This is a genomic window from Caballeronia sp. SL1002, from assembly GCF_057814995.1.
The window spans coordinates 240,802-258,049 of record NZ_JBYMUW010000001.1 but is presented as its reverse complement, the minus strand read 5'-3'; the positions used below and the strand labels follow the sequence as shown (position 1 = coordinate 258,049).

General features: G+C 59.7%; 14 protein-coding genes and 3 pseudogenes. 9 read left to right on the top strand and 8 right to left on the bottom strand.

Annotated features, from left to right (window positions below; translation table 11 throughout):
• Positions 1-36: 36 nt before the first annotated feature.
• Together AC3D25_RS01250 and AC3D25_RS01245 are read left to right on the top strand one after the other, a co-directional pair.
• Positions 37-477: a hypothetical protein gene (locus AC3D25_RS01250; protein WP_488886698.1), complete on the top strand. Its 441-nt coding sequence runs from the start codon at positions 37-39 to the stop codon at positions 475-477.
• Between the two features lie 686 nt (positions 478-1,163).
• Positions 1,164-1,412, top strand: a pseudogene (locus tag AC3D25_RS01245) (MFS transporter); the annotation flags it as partial.
• Between the two features lie 214 nt (positions 1,413-1,626).
• Here the strand turns inward: AC3D25_RS01245 and AC3D25_RS01240 are convergent.
• From AC3D25_RS01240 to AC3D25_RS01210, 7 genes and pseudogenes are all read right to left on the bottom strand, one after another.
• Positions 1,627-1,842 (bottom strand): annotated as a pseudogene (locus AC3D25_RS01240) (IS3-like element ISBvi4 family transposase); the annotation flags it as partial.
• 677 nt (positions 1,843-2,519) lie between these two features.
• Positions 2,520-3,139 (bottom strand): annotated as a pseudogene (locus AC3D25_RS01235) (SDR family NAD(P)-dependent oxidoreductase).
• A gap of 114 nt (positions 3,140-3,253) precedes the next feature.
• Positions 3,254-4,564, bottom strand: a complete 1,311-nt coding sequence (locus tag AC3D25_RS01230) for an MFS transporter (protein ID WP_488886697.1) — start codon at positions 4,562-4,564, stop codon at positions 3,254-3,256.
• Positions 4,565-4,613: 49 nt separating this feature from the next.
• Positions 4,614-5,141, bottom strand: coding sequence for a 2,4'-dihydroxyacetophenone dioxygenase family protein (locus AC3D25_RS01225; protein WP_488886696.1), 528 nt, complete (start codon positions 5,139-5,141; stop codon positions 4,614-4,616).
• Between the two features lie 76 nt (positions 5,142-5,217).
• A complete protein-coding gene (locus AC3D25_RS01220) occupies positions 5,218-6,153 on the bottom strand; it encodes a TauD/TfdA dioxygenase family protein (protein WP_488886695.1) in 936 nt (311 codons plus the stop codon).
• Positions 6,154-6,284: 131 nt separating this feature from the next.
• Positions 6,285-6,995 (bottom strand): GntR family transcriptional regulator, encoded by a 711-nt coding sequence (locus AC3D25_RS01215; protein WP_488886694.1) that lies wholly within the window; start codon positions 6,993-6,995, stop codon positions 6,285-6,287.
• A 528-nt stretch (positions 6,996-7,523) separates the two neighbouring features.
• The gene (locus AC3D25_RS01210) at positions 7,524-8,489 is read right to left on the bottom strand and encodes a GlxA family transcriptional regulator (RefSeq protein ID WP_488886693.1); all 966 of its coding nucleotides are present in this window, start codon (positions 8,487-8,489) and stop codon (positions 7,524-7,526) included.
• Positions 8,490-8,763: 274 nt separating this feature from the next.
• Here AC3D25_RS01210 and AC3D25_RS01205 point away from each other — a divergent pair, with 274 nt between their 5' ends.
• The 5 genes from AC3D25_RS01205 (at position 8,764) to AC3D25_RS01185 (ending at position 11,907) form a co-directional block, all read left to right on the top strand.
• Positions 8,764-9,423 carry an HD domain-containing protein gene (locus tag AC3D25_RS01205; RefSeq protein ID WP_488886692.1) on the top strand — a complete coding sequence of 220 codons (660 nt, stop codon included), beginning with the start codon at positions 8,764-8,766 and terminating at the stop codon, positions 9,421-9,423.
• 41 nt (positions 9,424-9,464) lie between these two features.
• Complete coding sequence (locus AC3D25_RS01200; RefSeq protein WP_488886983.1) at positions 9,465-10,154, top strand: alpha/beta fold hydrolase; 690 nt, start codon at positions 9,465-9,467, stop codon at positions 10,152-10,154.
• A gap of 52 nt (positions 10,155-10,206) precedes the next feature.
• Positions 10,207-10,866, top strand: a complete 660-nt coding sequence (locus AC3D25_RS01195; protein ID WP_488886691.1) for an alpha/beta fold hydrolase — start codon at positions 10,207-10,209, stop codon at positions 10,864-10,866.
• The gene (locus tag AC3D25_RS01190) at positions 10,866-11,078 is read left to right on the top strand and encodes a hypothetical protein (RefSeq protein WP_488886690.1); all 213 of its coding nucleotides are present in this window, start codon (positions 10,866-10,868) and stop codon (positions 11,076-11,078) included. The genes AC3D25_RS01195 and AC3D25_RS01190 overlap by 1 nt, the downstream gene beginning before the upstream one ends.
• A gap of 67 nt (positions 11,079-11,145) precedes the next feature.
• Positions 11,146-11,907 carry an MBL fold metallo-hydrolase gene (locus AC3D25_RS01185; protein ID WP_488886689.1) on the top strand — a complete coding sequence of 254 codons (762 nt, stop codon included), beginning with the start codon at positions 11,146-11,148 and terminating at the stop codon, positions 11,905-11,907.
• 466 nt (positions 11,908-12,373) lie between these two features.
• On the opposite strand, the gene AC3D25_RS01180 is transcribed toward AC3D25_RS01185, so the two are convergent.
• Complete coding sequence (locus AC3D25_RS01180) at positions 12,374-13,645, bottom strand: MFS transporter (RefSeq protein WP_488886688.1); 1,272 nt, start codon at positions 13,643-13,645, stop codon at positions 12,374-12,376.
• A gap of 864 nt (positions 13,646-14,509) precedes the next feature.
• On the opposite strand from AC3D25_RS01180, the gene AC3D25_RS01175 reads away from it, so the two are divergent.
• Both AC3D25_RS01175 and bamA read left to right on the top strand, forming a co-directional pair.
• A complete protein-coding gene (locus tag AC3D25_RS01175) occupies positions 14,510-14,905 on the top strand; it encodes a hypothetical protein (protein WP_488886687.1) in 396 nt (131 codons plus the stop codon).
• A 37-nt stretch (positions 14,906-14,942) separates the two neighbouring features.
• Positions 14,943-17,237, top strand: a complete 2,295-nt coding sequence (gene bamA / locus AC3D25_RS01170; RefSeq protein WP_488886686.1) for an outer membrane protein assembly factor BamA — start codon at positions 14,943-14,945, stop codon at positions 17,235-17,237.
• Positions 17,238-17,248: the final 11 nt, after the last annotated feature.

Here is a 17,248-nt window from a genome sequence, read left to right as displayed (position 1 = left end):
ACTGCGGCGCTGTCCGAACAGGAAGGCAGTTGGTCAGTGGTCGATACATTCAAGGCTGGACCCGGCGCGGCGCCGGAGGTCAGCAAGGGTCTGGTTGCCGAGCGTCGGATGGTGGGTAGCTTCCTAGAGGAAACGCTACACACGTCGGAAACACTTAAACCGCTCCGAATCGACTACCTCGGTTACGACACGACAGCAGGACAGTGGCGCTACGTCTCGATCGAAGCGCGCATTCCTGTTGCGCCGATGTCGGCATCGAGTTTCGAGCGAGACACGCCGCACCGCATCACGCTGCGGTTCGATCCGTTCGCCGCGCCGCCGGTCGCGCCCGGTTGGGCCGGGCGCATGCTTCGAATGGAAGAAGTGATCACGCGCGATGGCCCCGATCATGAAACGAAAGATCAGTATTTCATCCTTGCAGATGGATCGGCGAGACGTTGGCTTGCTCACCGGTACGACTACCGGCGCCCGCGCTGAGAACAGCGAATCGGGATCCCCGACCGTCAAGCCAACTTGATGAGGTCCTTGAAGGTCAGGCGGCTTCAAACGTACTGTTGGACTATTTCTTGACTCGCTTTGTGGACCTGTCGCTTGACGCTCTCTATCGAGGCCGTCCTCATCTCACGCGGTCTTCCCATCCAATCAGGTCATCACGTGCATCCTTCCGTGGAGTTCCAGGGAAGCAGCGAACTTCGTGCTGAGACCGGTCCAGCGCTTCGCGACCACCAACGAGATCGCTAATGCGTTAGGTCGTTACGCCTAGGCAGCGAATTTGACGATGTTCTGACTACAGTGCCGGCTCGGTCAGTTCCGGACAACTGCTTGTCATTGTCCGAAGCGCGAACCAGGCATTCGTCGTTTTACTAACCTGGTCCGCCATAAGCCCGCTGACCTCCAGTGCGGAAAGCCAATGTTCGATTTCCCGAATGGACGCCGGTTTTCAGGCGCGTACCCGACGTCTCAACGTCTGGGTGACGCGATGGGTGAATGACGCTTCGTGGCCGGTTGCCGGAGCTCACAGTTCGAGCGCCGACCAAGGCGTTGCGACCGCGGGGCGAAGTCGCTACCCGACCCAAAAGCGACCTTCGGCGTAAGTCGTCGGCGACGACTGCTTTCGGAAAGATTCAGGACATCCGCGGGGCGCTTGGCAACAGAAAGTCACCGAAGTACCGTCAAATCTCGCCCTTCACCGATTCGGCGCGAGGCTGTGGATCGCACGGATTATGCCTTCGGGGCGTTATCTCGTTGCTGTTCGCGTTCATTCAGCGGATTTCGAGCGCCATCGGCGTCTCCAATCTGATGACTTTCTCCACGCTTCGTTTCTTGCTCGGTGCGTGCGAGGCAGGCTCATCTTTTATCTGACGCTGTGGTTTCCTGCGGTGTATCGAGCGCGGGTTGTATCTCTCTTCATGTTGCATGATACCGGTAACATGGAAACGGGCTTGGCGGGTGATCACCGCGTGAAGTTAGAGCAGCGGCAGGCCGCCGTCAACCGGTAGCAGCCCCGGGGAAACCCGCGCGAAATCGCAATGGACGACCATCGGTCGCACGCGCATTGCGAGTACCATCTCACGGCTCGACCTCCGACGAAACCGAGGTCGGTAGGGATCGGTGGAGGCCAACGCGTTAAGCTGCAGTACGATCCACGTAGAAGCGCTGCATAAATGCGGCGAATGACAGGTAGCGTAAAGAAAACTGCGTGCGCTGCCGGTTGTAAAGTTGCAAAACAGTTCGATGTATTTGATGATGGCGAGTTTTGGCTTGCTCGCGCGTAGCGAACCGCAGATGGTAGATTAGTTCGCTCTTGAGACCATCCCAGAACGATTTGATCGGCGCGTTATCGCTGGCGTCGCTCACCAACGCCGTGATGGCTTGGAACACGATGCGTATGCAACGTGCCGTTGGTCGGATCGACGCGATGAGTGGCGACGTCCTTGGGCTGTGGACCTGCGTCGAATCGCACCCACCTATCTGGAAGGCAAACTTGCGTGGCACGTTCGATCTTCCGATAGCCCGCTATGCGGACCGCGTCCTGCCCGGCCTAGTGTGCGGGTGTTCATCGACACGTTGATTGAACATCTCGTTCGCGACGATGCGGAAGCAACCTGAAAAATCGTCCCGTAAAGCGACGCCTTAACATCTCTAATGTCAACCAGCGACGGTGTATGTCATCGGTATTCGAAAGACCGATGACGAGCAGAACGTCGCGCGAGTGTCTAAATGGCAGTCACGACGAACGAGTCTTCGTTGCCCGCACAATACCCGATTACGTCGGACGCATGTCGACCGGATTTGGCTGTGAGCGCTGACGAGCAACGAGCTGCGTCATCAAAAATCCCGATATCCGGCGGCTTGAAGCACCGATGCCATTAGCGGCGCTACGGAGCGCTCGCAGCGGCGTGGTCGTTCAGAAACCAGCCAACGCTGCCAGAACGTGGCGATCCGTCGTTATTGTTGCATCGCGTCGACGATCGCGGCTCGCCGCTTTTCGTGAACATCGCGAATCCCCGTGCTGTCAGCTAGGCCACCAGATAACCGCCGTCGACCGGTACGATAGCCCCCGTCATGAAGGCCGCTGCCGGGGAACACAGGAAAGCGACGACATCGGCGACGTCCTCGGGACGGCCCCAGCGCTTCATCGGCGTACGTTCCAGGATTGCCTGCGAGCGGCTCTCGTCAGACACCAACGCCTGCGTGAGAGGCGTCGCGATCCAGCCGGGCGCGACTGCATTCACGCGGATGCCCTGCGCTGCATAGGCGATCGCGAGCGACTTCGTCAGTTGCGCAACGCCACCTTTGCTCGCGCTGTAGCCCGGCACGAGGCCACCGCCAAAGTAGGCCAGCATCGAGGCGGTATTGACGATCACACCGCCCGCCGCCTCCAGCTTCTGGCGCGCGGCGGCGCAGACCCGCATTGTCCCGCCCAGGTTCACCGCGATCACCGTTCGAACATCTCGATCTCGAGCTCCTCGCCGCGCCGGATCATTCCGGCGCAGTTGACAAGGATGTCTATTGCTTGCGCCTCGCCGACGAACGACGCCACGCTGGCATCGTCGCTGACATCGAGCGCGACAACTTTCACCCGCGCACCAAGCGTTTGCCGCTGCTCATCGGTCGGCGCGATGCCGCCCGCGATCACCTGCGCGCCGAGCGAGGCGAGCCGTTGCGCGATGGCCGCCCCGATACCCTGGGTGCCGCCGGGTGACAAGGGCGGTCTTGCCTTTGAACAAATCAGTCAGGAAAGTCATATCGGTCAGGAAAAGTCGGAAACAGGAAGAGCGGAGACGGCGGTTTCGCCATCCTCGATTCGGCTGCGCACGACGAACATGTAGACGAGAGCCGCTGCGAACGCGACGGCCGCACTGATGAGAAACGCGTTCACAAACGAGTGAGTCCGGTCTACGACGATCCCCGTCACGAATGGAGCAAACGATCCGCCGAAGTATCCGCCGAAGTTCTGAATGCTCGCAAGCGACGCCACCATGTGCCGTGGCGCGGCCACTGTCGCGAGCGCCCAGCACGCGCCGCTCGCCATGTTGACGAAGTACATCGCGGCACAAAGGTAAATCATTGCGAGTGTCAGGTTTGGGGTGAACGCGGCAGGCACGGTGAAGAGCGCAGCGCCGAGGAGCCCGACGCAGATTGGCCACTTGCGGCTGCGCATCGGCGCCATGCCGCGCGCCATCAGGCCATCGGCGACGAAGCCGCTCGAGAGCATGCCGATCGTACCGAACAGGTACGGGATGGAGACGAGCCACCCGGTGCTCGCAATCGAAAGATGCCGCTCGTGCTCGAGGTATGCGGGCAGCCATGTGAGATAGAGCCACACCATGTAGATCACGCCCATGTTGCCAAAGATCATGCCCCACGTCGTCGATTTGCTGAATAGGTTGCGCCATTCGCGCATCGTCATACGGCGCTCGGCGCGTTGCTCGCCTTCACCCTCGCTGAGAAAAGCAATCTCGCTACGTTCGAGCGGGACCTTCCGGCGGTCTCGATAGACGAGATACCATCCGATCGACACTGCAATCCCAAACGCGCCCATGATGATAAACATCGTGCGCCAGCCGAACGTCAACAGGAGCACGGTTAATACAGGCGGGGCAAGCGCCGGTCCGATGGTCGACGAAGTGATGAAGATGCCGGTCGGCCGTCCGCGCTCATGTACGCCGAACCATTCGCTGACGACTTTCGCGCCGGCCGGAAAATTCGGCGATTCGCCGAGACCGAGCGCGACGCGCGCGACGAGAAACTGCGGAAGGCTCGTCACGAGGCCGCCGCACAATTGCGCGGCGGACCAGACGAACATGCCAAGGCCAAGCATCACGCGAGCGCCGAAGCGATCGAGCAGCATACCGATGGGCAACTGCGAGAACGCGTAGGCGAATGAGAAGGCGGAAAGCAGCAAGCCCATCTGCGATGCGGAAAGGCCGAGTTCCTGGCTCACGGAATGATTTGCGATCGACAGCGTACTTCGATCCAGATAATTGACGATGCCCGCAATCGTCAGCATTGCGATGGCGATCACCTGAATACGCTTCAGGCGCGATGACTTCACATGCATGGTGTCTCCTACAATGCTCTTGTAAGCTGGGGGAACGCGGCCTTCTGGATTACCGGATGAACTGATCGACGTATTCCTCGCCGAGTCCGACGCTCGCGAAGTGCTTGCGGCACATGTCGACTTTCGTGAAGACGTCCTCATAGCCGGTGTAGTTGCCATACGGATCGCAATAGAACATCACGCCGTTGACCTGAAAGTAAGTGATCATCTCTTCCACGTCTTCGGGTACGTAGAGCGTGTGGGTTTCACCGGGCGGCTCGAATACGTAGCTGCCTTCGGTCGCTTCCCAGTCGTGCTCCAGATAGCGCCAGCGGCCCTTGAGCACCATGCCATGCACCGCCTGCGGATGGCGGTGGCGGCTCAGCACGCCGGACTTTCGCACGCGCAGCAGGTTCATCCAGTAGCCGGTCGATACGTTCAGGCACAGCGGCCTAAACCACACGTTCTCGGCTTGCGGCACCCACAGGCGCTCGTCTTCGGGTATCGCCGACGGCACGACGATCTCCTTCGCTGCTTCTTTCGGAAACGGCAATTGATAGGGTCTCATTGCGTCCGCGGAAGGGTTCGATCCGGCCATGCGTTGTCTCCTTGTGATTAATGGCGAGTGCGACCTTGCAACTGTCGCGAAGGTCGCGGCTCGTTAGCGCGGCTCGTTACAGCGCCTTGACCTTGCCGATCGAGGCCCGCGAATACGGGCCGAGCACGGGGCCATCGCCTGCGACTGTCGTGCGACGAAACACGCGGCGGTACTTGCTCATGTCGTAGGCTTCGGCCTTGTGAAGCATCGTGCGGTTGTCCCAGACAACCAGGTCACCCTTCTCCCATTCGTGGAAGTAAGTGAACTGCGGCTGCGCGATGTGTTCAACTAGCGTTCTGTGCAACGCCTGGCCTTCTTCGAGCGGCAGTCCGCTGACTTCGTTGCCGGCATTCGCCGTGAAGTACAGCGAGCGCTCATAGTTACGGTCCGGATGCACGCGCACGAGCGGCTGGCTCACCGGGGGCACCGACTCCTTCTCATGCTTCGTCACCGGCGGTAGTTCGGGGAAAAGGCGCCGACCGAATTCATATGTGTGGACCATGTGCAGCGGTTCGATCTGGTCCTTCAGAGCATCGGGCAACGCGGCGTACGCCGTAATCATGTTCGAGAATCCCGTGCGTCCACCTGGTGCGCCCTTTGGCATCACCTCGATCCCGTACAGCAGCGACACATAGGCCGGGACGTACCGATAAGAACTGTCGGTATGCCAGCGTGCGTTGACCTTCTGGAAGATCACGCGGAAGTCCGTCTCCGGCAGGCTCTGACCGTCCGCAGAAACGTTTGCCACGTGATAGACAGTCGCCGCCGATACCGTCTTGTCCTCCTCCGGAAAGTCTTCCAGCGGTCCCCACTGTTTCGAGAACGCGATCTGTTGCCCCTCGCTCAGCGACTGGCTGCGAAAACACAGCACGCCGTATTGACCGATCGCGTGCTTGAGTTCCGCGATGATTTCGCCGCTTACAGGCGTCGAGAGATCGAGGCCCGTCACTTCCGCGCCCAACGCGTCTCCCAAGGGCGAAATCATGTACTGACTGGTTGCTGCTTGCTCCATCGTCCCCTCCAAAATGGTCGCTTTAAATTCTGGCATGCCACTGGCATGCCAGTACGGAGACGATAGTAAGGGTGATGTTTGCGTGCGGCAACTGCGAGATAACCCTTAGATGGAATCCGAGCCGAAGCGCCTCAGTCGGGCTGGTGGGGATGCGGCAGCGTGGCCTGAGCGAACGCGACGAGATGGTCAATCAGCGCGTTGGAAGACTGGCCTGCCAGCGCAGGATCGCCCGATGCGATTGCTTCGACGAGATCGGCGTGGATCGGGCCGATCTCCGCAAGGGCCTTGCGTTCATCGTGGTGATAAAACCAGAAACGACGCGACACGGTATGCAGTGTCGATGCGAGCGCTGCCGCCGTGCTGTTGCGCGCGGCCTTGGCTAGCAACAGGTTCAGTTCGGCATCGAGGCGCAAGAACTCGCGGGTGTCGTGGTCGGCGATTGCCTTGCGCGTCATCGCGAGATTGCCCGCAAAAGCTTCCCGCTCCGCAGCTGTTGAGCGACTTGCGGCTGCGGAACTTAGCAGCCGGTCTAGTTCACGTCGGGTTTCGAGCACTTCGAACTGGCGTCGTACGTCGATGGTCGTCACCACGACACCGCGCCGCGGAATGATCTCGACGAGATATTCCCGCGCGAGCCGCTGCAGCGCTTCGCGGATCGGCGTCGTGCCGATGCCAAGCTGCCGGCTCAGGATCGATTCGGACACCAGCGAGCCGGGCGCAAGCTCAAGCGTCACGATCATTTCCTCTAGCCGCCGGTACGCTTCCTGGTTGAGCGTGGTGCTGCCGGGAATCGGCTGCTCAGAAACGGCTGCGGTCTCATTCGGGTCCTTCAGGCGCTGCACGGCACGAATCTCCGGAGGTTGGGAAGTTACGTACCCTATAGCTTACCCGACCGTAGGTTCTGACCGGAATTCACTGGTCCGTCGAAGGCATGTTTCAATTGACAACGCGTCAGCATTCGATCGGGCACCCACCCTCAAGCACTCGTTCGACTCTGACGTTAGTCAGATCGCTGACCATAACCTGGGCCGTTTTACGCCTGTCATTATCCACGTGCGAATTCAGACGGCGATGCCGACGATTAATTCCGAATGGAGCGTCTCCACCGTCCCGGGAGCATGCCGAACAGCTACGCCTAAGTGGATCAGACCTTCGAACGTAAGCGTCCAGCGTGGCGCAAAGACGGATGATGGCCGCTTCCTGTTGTCACCACCGTCGAAACCCGACTCATTGCCGACAGTCGGGTCGTCACGGTTCAAAGGGCAGGTATCAGAATGGAACGGCCATACCGCGCCTTCGTCGCGGCACTTAACCGCGCTCATAGTCAGCCGTTTACCACGACGTTCCAATTTCCTCGCGACAAATTCTCCTTACGCGGTTCTGAAGCTCCCTCGATATTGCTGAGGTGTGACGTTGAGTCGTCGCTGAAACGCGCTCCGCATTTGGTCGGGACTGGTAAAGCCACAGTCGAAAGCGATGGTCTTGAGGGCCACCTCTGTGGATTCCAAAAGTTTGCGAGCTTGATCTAGGCGAACCCCTTCTACGAATTCATGCGGGGTTACTCTCAGTTCACTAACGAAAAGCCGCGCAATGCTACGCGGGCTTACACCGCCAATATCAGCGAGCCGCTCAACCGGGAAGGCCTCCCGGATATGTTCCATTACATAGGTTTGCACCTTGCCCAGCGGGGTTTCCGGGTCGCGGACCGAGATCAGCAGGGGGCTGAACTGAGATTGGCCTCCCTGGCGCTGCGCGACAACAACGAGTGCCTTGGCGCATGCGAGAGAAAGCGCAGGTCCGTGATCTTCTCCAACCAGAGCGAGGCTAAGGTCAATGCCGGCCGTTACGCCGGCGGAGGTCACCAGTCGATCGTCACGAGAATAGATCCGGTCGTGCTCCACTCGTGCTGCAGGGAACCGCGTTGCGAGTTGCTCCGAACAAAGCCAATGCGTCGTGACGGTTCGCCCATCGAGAAGTCCCGCATGGCCTAGCGCAAAAGCGCCCGTGCAGATCGAGCCGTATCGCTGGGCCGCTACACCCCATCTTCTCAGCCATGCCGACATGTCATCGTCGGGTGGACTGGCGGGAAGGTGCGGGCCTCCTGCTACCAGTACTGTGTGAAAAGCGCGGTCTGCCTGAGCGAAGCTGAGATCAGCGACCATCCACATTCCGTTGGACCCGCGCAGGCGCTGTGTGCTGTTCGCCACCAGGACGCATTGGTAATGGTCCTGTTTCGGCAAAAAGCCATTGGCTGCTGTGAAGACATCGAGCGGCCCGGCTACGTCAAGCGCCTGAACGCCGTCGAAAACGACAACTGCTACTTCTCTCTGTGCCATCAGTACCCGTGTCCTTGTGCCAGGAATGATCCGTTTTCCGGCCGCCACTCAGCCCAAAACGCCGCTGGCAGTTTATCACTCACGCTTGGCAGTTTTCCGGACATCAATGCAATTGCTGCCAGGCCGGAACGTCGCGATGATGACTGGGTCGGCTGCTAGGTCCTCGTCGGGCACCAGTCAAACCATCCATTCAATCCAGGGCAACGGCCGTCAGCAAAAGCCGCTGCCGCATTCATCAGATACCCGCCATGTCTGCTATCCAAGGAGAACAATCTTGACCCACCATCATCATGCAACGCGGGCCATCAATGGCATCGCCATTCCCGACAGCGCCCTGGCCCGGGCTATCACCGAATTTGTGCGCGATACCGAGACCGAGCTGCTCTTCAACCATTCCAGCCGAGTTTATTTTTTCGGCGCCATCGCCGGACAGCAACGTGGCCTGAGCTTCAATCCGGAGCTGCTTTACGCAGCGACGATGTTCCACGACGTCGGTCTGATGCCGTCGCACAGCAGCGCCAACCTGCGCTTCGAAGTGGATGGCGCGAACGCCGCCCGCGACTTCCTGCAAAGCTACAAGCTCGACCCCGCTGACATTGAAAAGGTGTGGACTGGCATTGCGCTGCACACCACGCCGGGCGTACCGGAATTTATGCATCCGGTGATCGCTCTTACCACTGCAGGCGTTGAGATGGACGTGCTGGGCCTGACCTATGACCGCTATCCCGCTGACATCCGTGAGGCCGTGGTCGCAGCCTTTCCACGCACACCCGCCTTCAAGGAAGACATCATCCAGGCCTTCTACGACGGCGTCAGGCATAAGCCCGACACCACATTCGGCAACGTCAAGGCAGACGTGATCGGCGACAAGGAGCCGCATTTCCATCGCGGTAATTTCTGCTCCGTCATCCGCTGCTCGCACTGGCACGGCTAAACATCTTCCCCCAAGCATTTATTCAAGGAGAAATACCATGACTGTCTCAGCATCTCACTCTGTCTCTAATAATCCTCGTTCATGGCGCTTGGGCTGATGGCTCCAGCTGGGCCAAGATCATTCCTCTGCTGGCCGCCAGGGGAATGACCTTGACTGCCGTCCAGCTCCCGCTCACCAGTTTCGAGGCCGATGTCGCGGCCGTTGGCCGTGCCATCGCGCGGGCGCAGGGAGATGTGGTTCTGGTTGGTCACAGCTATGCGGGCGCCGTGATCGGGCAGGCAGGTAACGATCCCAAGGTCAAACGGCTCGTGTACATCGACGCCTTTGCGCCGGATGCGGGGGAATCCGCGGGTTCGCTCTTCGCCCAGTTCGAAGCAGCCCCGCTCAACGACGAAATCAGGCCCGACGCGGAAGGGTTCCTGTCGCTCACCTCCAAGGGCGTCGCCACCCTGTTCGCACAGGACCTCGACCCCGCCGAGCAGAAGGTAGCCCATGCCACGCAGGGCCCGATCAACGGTGCGGCGCTTGGCGGCACTCTGACACAGGCCGCATGGCACAGTCGTCCCACCTTCTACCTGATCGGCGAAGACGATCAGGCCATCCTGCGCGGGGAGCAGGAACGCATGGCCGCGCGCATGAATGCAACGATCAAGCGCGTCGCTTCCAGCCATGTGCCGATGCTGTCACATCCCGTGGTCGTCGCTGACTTCATCCTTCAGGCCGCCGCCTGAGATCACCACAGCCGCAATATCCGTGCTGCCAGCCTGTTTCAGGAGCCGTCTCGTGAACACCTGTTCGAACAACTTCAAACTGCATGTCGAGGATCTCGGGATCAACACTCCGGCGCTTGTGTTCCTGCATTACTGGGGAGGTTCCTCGCGCACGTGGCGGCATGTCACCCGGAGCCTTAGGGCCGCTTTTCGTACTATCGCTATCGATCAGCGAGGCTGGGGCCAGTCGGACAAGCCACCTGGCGGTTACATGCTAGCGGCTCTGGCCGATGATGCCCAACGGCTGATCGAAAGGCTCGGCCTCGATCGTTACATCCTGGTGGGGCATTCAATGGGCGGCAAAGTCGCGCAGCTGCTGGCATCGCGCCACCCGGCGGGACTGGCAGGGCTGGTGCTGGCGGCGCCATCGCCGCCATCTCCGATGAACATGCCGCTTGCAGTCAGGCAAGGCATGGTCAACGCCTACGACAGCCGGGAAAGCATCCTGGCCACCGTCCGGCAGGTGCTGGCAGCCAGCCCTCTTCAACCGGACGATCTGGAAACAGTCGTGCAGGACAGCCTGCAAGGAGCGCCCGCTGCCAAAGTGGCGTGGCCGCTGGCCGCCAGCCAGGAAGACATCAGCTCGCAAGCCGCACTGATTCGCGTCCCCACCCTCGTCATTTCGGGCGAAAAGATCAAGTCGATCCACCGGCAGTGCTGCAGCGGGAGTTGATGACGCGCATACCGTATGCCACTTTGCATATTCTGTCGGGCATCGGCCATCTCTCGCCCCTGGAAGCACCGGGCGACCTGTCAGACCTGATCCGGGGCTTTGCCGCGCCGTTAGTCGCTGCTATGCCCTCAAAGATTGAGCCTGCGGAAGGGCCTCTTGCCGGTCTTTACATGATCGCGGGCACCGGTGAGCGCGTGGCATCGCAGCGATGAGGAAGACTTCTTCATTTACACAATAGACCGCAAGTAGCCGTGCCCTTGCATATCCAAGGATAACTCCATGTTTCAGATCCAGATCATTACCATTCCGATCTTGCCTTTTGGTATGGTCAACGCCCACCTCATCCGCAGCGAGGCCGGTTGTGTACTCATTGACACCGGCATTCCCGGATCGGAAATCAAGATCGGCAAGGTTCTGGCCGAACACGGGCTGACGTTTCGCGACATCAAGTTGATCGTTGTCACGCATGCCCATACCGATCACGCCGGCAGCGCGGCACGTGTGCGCGCATTGTCGGGCGCGCCCATTCTGGCGCACCAGAATGACGCGCATTTTTACAGTTGCAAGGAGCCGATGACTTATTGCACGACGAGTTGGGTCGGCAAGCTGTTTCTCAAGACGCCAGTTCCGCACGAACCATACGAAGGCTTTGTCCCGGACATCATGATGACCAACGGCCACACGGTGAACCTGCTCGACTTCGGAGTTGATGGCGTCGTGCGGCATACTGGCGGCCATACGCCGGGCTCGATTGCCGTGGAGTTGTCGTCCCAGGACATGATGGTCGGCGACCTGATCGCATCAGGCATCCTGATAGGTGGTGTGATCCGAAAGGGGCGAGCGATTCGACCGCCGTTCGAAGATGATCCCGCGACTGTGTCGCGTGAATTGATCCGGATGGTGGAGAGCGGCGGCAAGCGGTTCCACATGGGTCACGGTGGGCCTTTGGAGGTCGGCGAGGTGCTGCGCCATGCCCAAGCTCTTGCGAAGCTAGAGCGCAATCCATGCGTCTCTGGCAAATGCGAACACCTGCATCACTAAACCTTCCAGAATCATCAACTAGTGCTCGTCAAAAATGAGCTCTTGTCATGCGTTCCAATGTCAGTCTCTGGCCCAGACGAAGCGCTGACGGTCGGCCAGGTCTCGTCCGCCGGGAAGCATGTAATGTCGGAGGAAGGAGCGACGCGAAAGGGGTGCAATTATCCTTGCCGCGTACTTGTCATGACAGCAGCCCGGGATCACTCATTCGCCTTCGACTCGAGACGCTGCAGAGCAAAGCGAAGGCTGCATTGTCGGCGAAGAAGCGACGGCACCGAAATTAGTCGGGTGCGGTGTCGCTACTGCGCGCGCCTTGGGTCGATGAACGGCAACGAGGCGTTGTTTCCGTGCGAGTATTTGCGGACAATATCGGCTCGTGCGGCATCAACTCGACCCCGTTCACAGCCGGGCGCATCGTGATGCAAGACTTCCGCCTCCACTTGCGAGCTGGTCGGCTGGCGCTTTGCTGCTAGGTGTCTATCTGTTCAGCCGAAGCGAGGAGCGCCTCGTGCAGGTCCGTTCCGCTCGTTTCGGGCAAGAAAACGGCGGCTCCGAAGGCGACAACGTAGGCGCACAGGGCGCATGCCGCCATCGCCGTGCCGAGCGACAAAGACGCGGCAAGAAGCCCTACCGCTGCCGGGACCACGGACCCGAAACCGCGCCCGCCTCCAAGGCAAAACCCTTGGCCGCTGGCCCGAATGGTAGTCGGAAACAATTCGGCAAAGGTCGGAAGCATCCCGGACGCCAAGGCCGCCTGGAAAGCGCCCAGAAAGAAGCTGAGTCCGATAGTGACGATGGGGCCTATCGAAGCAAGCAGAAAAGCGGCTACGTTCGCGGCTTGAAGAGCTAGGAATGCCATGAACGCCGGTCGTCGGCCCACGCGGTCCGCCATCCATCCGTAAAAGAAAGGTCCGACAAGCGAACCTAGGATATTAAAGGCCAAATATCCGGCGCTCGTTGCGACCGAGAGATGCAACGCGGTGCGTAGATAGGTAGGCAACCAGGTGATCATGACATACGCGCCTCCGTATATGCCGGTCGCCATAACCACTGCGGCCACGGTGCGACGCAGGTGAGCTCCAGCGAAGATCTCCCAAAACGGCATCTGCATGCCCCCTGTATCGCGAGCCGCCTTCGCATCCGAGTAGACGCTAGACTCAGGCACGAGACGACGGATGAAAGAAACTAAGCCAGCCGGCAAAATGCCGATAGCGAAGAAAACCCGCCATCCAATCTCCTCGGGGAACAGAGAGGATATGACCGGCAAGAGCCCGACAGAGGCAGCATAGCCGAGCGCATAACCACTTTGGACAGAGGCCGCAACCCGGCCACGCAGCGCAGGCCGGATGACTTCGCTGATTAGCACGCCACCAACGGCAGCTTCACCTCCGTAACCTAATCCCTGCATGAAGCGGATAGCAAACAGTACGTGAAACGAGTTCACGAAAGCCGCGGCAAGGGTAAAGATGCCAACCCACAGAATGGTGAACTGCAGCACCCGAACGCGCCCAAGTTTATCGGCGAGAATTCCGGCGCCCCAGCCTCCGATGGCGACCCCTAGCAGTGCCGCAGTAGCCAAGTAGCCCACTTGCGGGTGAGTCAGGCCGAGCGTCGCAATCAGAGCGGGAATCACCAGTGAAAATATCGTGGCGTCCATTGAATCGAGCCCGAGTCCAGCAAAGCAAGCCCAGTATGTGCGCCGCTCCACAGGCGTGAGATTAGAGTACCAACCCAGTCGCATTGCTAGTCCCTGTCAGTTGCGGTGAGGTCCGACAGCGTATCCACCGCAGTTTATTGAGTTATAGAAGTTCTCGATCGGAGTGGCGCTCGACAACGTGATGGCCATGGCTTTCAAAACGCGCACTGCTCGACGATTGGCGCGGCGCCGGCTCGCCCACGAGGCTTGCTGGTCCGCTTCGACTGAAAGCGTAGGGTCTCATCGTTGCGGAGGCGACGAACGGGCCACTTATCGCGAGAAGTGAAGAAACGTCCTCGGCAGCACCCTAACGAGGAAGCGCGCGGTTCAAGAAGGCCGGGTTTACCAGATGAAATCATGCGGCGTTCGGCTTTTTCGCATTCTTCGCCAACAGCAGGCGACAGCGAGTTTGTCCCTGCGCCCCTGCCGCGCAGGACCCGCACCATTTCTCTTCTTTTGAGAGGCAATCCTCGTCTTGGTTATGGCTTGACCGCTCAATAACTAAATCAGATGGCTTCAGTCGGAAGTCGCAAGGACGCTGTCATACAGTGCGTAGCCATTTAGCGCCGCGGTCACTCCGAGCGATGTCACCAGGCTGCTCGACTCAGTCGCGCAAATCTGGACTTATAGACTACATACCGCCGATCGGTTCCCACACAAAAACTCTTACCAGTCGTCTCCTCGCGTTACGCTTCTGGCACCGCACACACATCTCAAACCTCCACAACGCAAGTCGCCCTGCCCCGGACTATCCTCTCTCGCACACCTAGCAAGGCTCGCCGAAAGAAACGAGACGCACACAAGGCTAGCGCCGCGCAAACCGTGGAGAACACACGGAAATACCCCTGTAACTCAAACCTGCGGCTCCCCTGCCTACACTACGCGCTTTGTTTAAGAGGGAGCTAGGCGATGGAAAGGCGACACGCACTGACGATCGATTCACTCGACGGATTCCGGCTCACCGGCGATGGACGCTACCTGGTCGTCGACGCCAAAAGTCACGACTCCGTCGCGCTGCATTGCTCAGTGATGCACGAAATGCTCGCCGCGCTCGCCAACGCCATCTCATGGTCCGAACGCATCCGCAAAAACGAGCGCGCCACCAAGTTTGCGATGGAATGCGCAGGCTGGGAAATCGCTATCGACGCGGACTGCACGGACTCGCTCGTCCTCTCGTTTCTGCTTCGCGGCGGCGCGGAGCTGTCGTTCCGTCTGCGCCGGACAAGCGCGGAACAAATGAATGAAGTCCTCGGCGTCGCGACTGGCCAGTCGCTTCCGACACCCGGAAATGGGCCGCTGCAGTAAAGCGGCCACGCCATCTCATCTCTTTTGAAAAGCTCGAATGAAGCATCACACCCTGCGCTCACTCGCACTCGCCGCAGGCGCCGTCATGACGTCGCAAGCGCACGCAGTCACTCCGTTCACGATCCGCGATATACGTATCGAAGGTCTCAGCCGCATTGAACCTTCTTCGGTCTTCGCGTACCTGCCGATCAAGCGCGGCGACACTTTTAGCGACGACCGCGCATCGGAAGCAATCCGGACGCTCTATGAAACCGGTCTCTTTACCGATGTCAGTGCTTCGATCGAGGGTGACGTCGTAATCATGCGCGTCGTGGAGTCCGCGGCCATCGCGAGGATCGACTTCGCAGGCCTGCATGAATTCGATAAGGACACACTCACCAAAGCGCTGCGTGCGGTCGGTCTGTCTCCGGGCCGGCCCTTCGAACGCGCGCTGGTGAATCGCGCCGAGCAAGAATTGAAGCGTCAGTACCTCACGCGGGGCTTTTATGCAGCCGAGGTCACAACCACCGTGACACCTGTAGATCAAGGCCGGGTTCAGCTGCTGTTTTCCGTGACGGAGGGCCCGAGCGCCAAAATTCGCCAAATCAATCTTCTGGGCAATACCGTATTCGAAACGAAGACCTTGCTCGAGGAGATGCAGTTGTCCACGCCGAACTGGTTCTCTTGGTACACGAAGAACGACTTGTATGCGAAGGAAAAGCTCGCTGGCGATCTCCAGAACGTTCGCTCTTATTATTTGAATCGCGGCTACCTCGAGTTCAACGTGGAATCGACCCAGGTGTCGATTTCGCCCGACAAGAAGGACATGTATCTCACGGTGACGTTGCACGAAGGCGAGCCCTACGCCGTGTCGAGCGTAAAACTCGCAGGCACGCTCCTCGGCCGCGAAGCCGAACTCGAGCGCCTGCTCAGGATTGCCCCGGGCGAAAGGTTTTCTGCCGACAAGCTGCAGAGCGTAACTCAGTCGCTGGTCGATAAGCTCGGCGAATATGGTTACGCGTTCGCAAGCGTGAACGCCGCGCCCGTAATCGACCAGGTGCATCACAAGGTGGCGCTCGTGCTGCAAGTGGATCCGGGTCGGCGCGTCTACGTGCGTCATGTCGAGGTTGTTGGCAACACTCGCACGCGCGACGAGGTCGTGCGGCGCGAGATGCGACAGTTCGAGAGCGCTTGGTTCGACAGCAACGCGCTCAAACTATCGAAGGATCGCGTGAACCGTCTGGGCTATTTCACCGACGTGGACGTCACTACGATTCCCGTGGATGGCGTGCAGGATCAGGTCGATATCCAGGTCAAAGTGGCTGAAAAGCCGACCGGCGCGATCACACTCGGTGCGGGCTTTTCATCGACTGACAAGATCGTGCTGTCGGCGGGCGTGACCCAGGAAAACGTGTTCGGCTCGGGCACGAGCCTCGGAGTGAATGTGAATACAGCGAAGACCTATCGTACCCTTAGCGTCACGCAGACGGATCCCTACTTCACAATCGACGGCATTCAGCGCATCACGGACGCGTACTACAAGACGTCCTACCCGCTCTATTATTCGAGCGACTCGAGCTTTCGGATCGTGACGGTCGGAGCGGATACCAAGTTCGGCATTCCGTTCTCGGAGGCGGACATGGTGTATTTTGGCGCGGGGCTAGAGCAGAACCGCTTCAATGTTGATTCAGCGACGCCGCAGTCGTATCAGGACTACGTGTCTGAATTCGGCCGCGTGGTGAACAACGTGCCGGTCACAGCAGGCTGGAAGCGCGACAACCGGGACAGCGCGCTCGTGCCGAGCCGCGGCTACTATTTGCAGTCGAACGCGGAGTTCGGCACGCCGCTCGGCAATACCGAGTACTACAAGACCGATGTCACCGCGCAGTTTTACCACTCGTTTTCCCGCGGCTTCGTGCTCGGACTCAACTTCCAGGCGGGCTACGGCGCGGGGCTCGGCGGCAAGTCGTTTCCAATCTTCAAGAACTACTACGCCGGCGGCATCGGCTCGGTTCGCGGCTACGATTCGAGTTCGCTCGGTCCGCGCGACAAGACCACCAACGACCCCATCGGCGGCTCAAAGATGCTGGTCGGCAACGTCGAGCTGACGTTTCCGCTGCCGGGGACCGGCTACGACCGCACCTTGCGCGTGTTTACGTTCGTCGACGGTGGCAACGTCTGGGGCGATGAAGGCAACAGCACAGGCTCGAACGGATTGCGCTACAGCTACGGTATGGGTCTCGAATGGATTTCGCCGATTGGGCCGCTCAAGCTGAGTCTCGGCTTTCCAATCGTCCACCACGCCGGCGATACCTATCAAAAGTTTCAGTTCCAGATCGGCACGGCATTTTGAGGGCGCGTTTG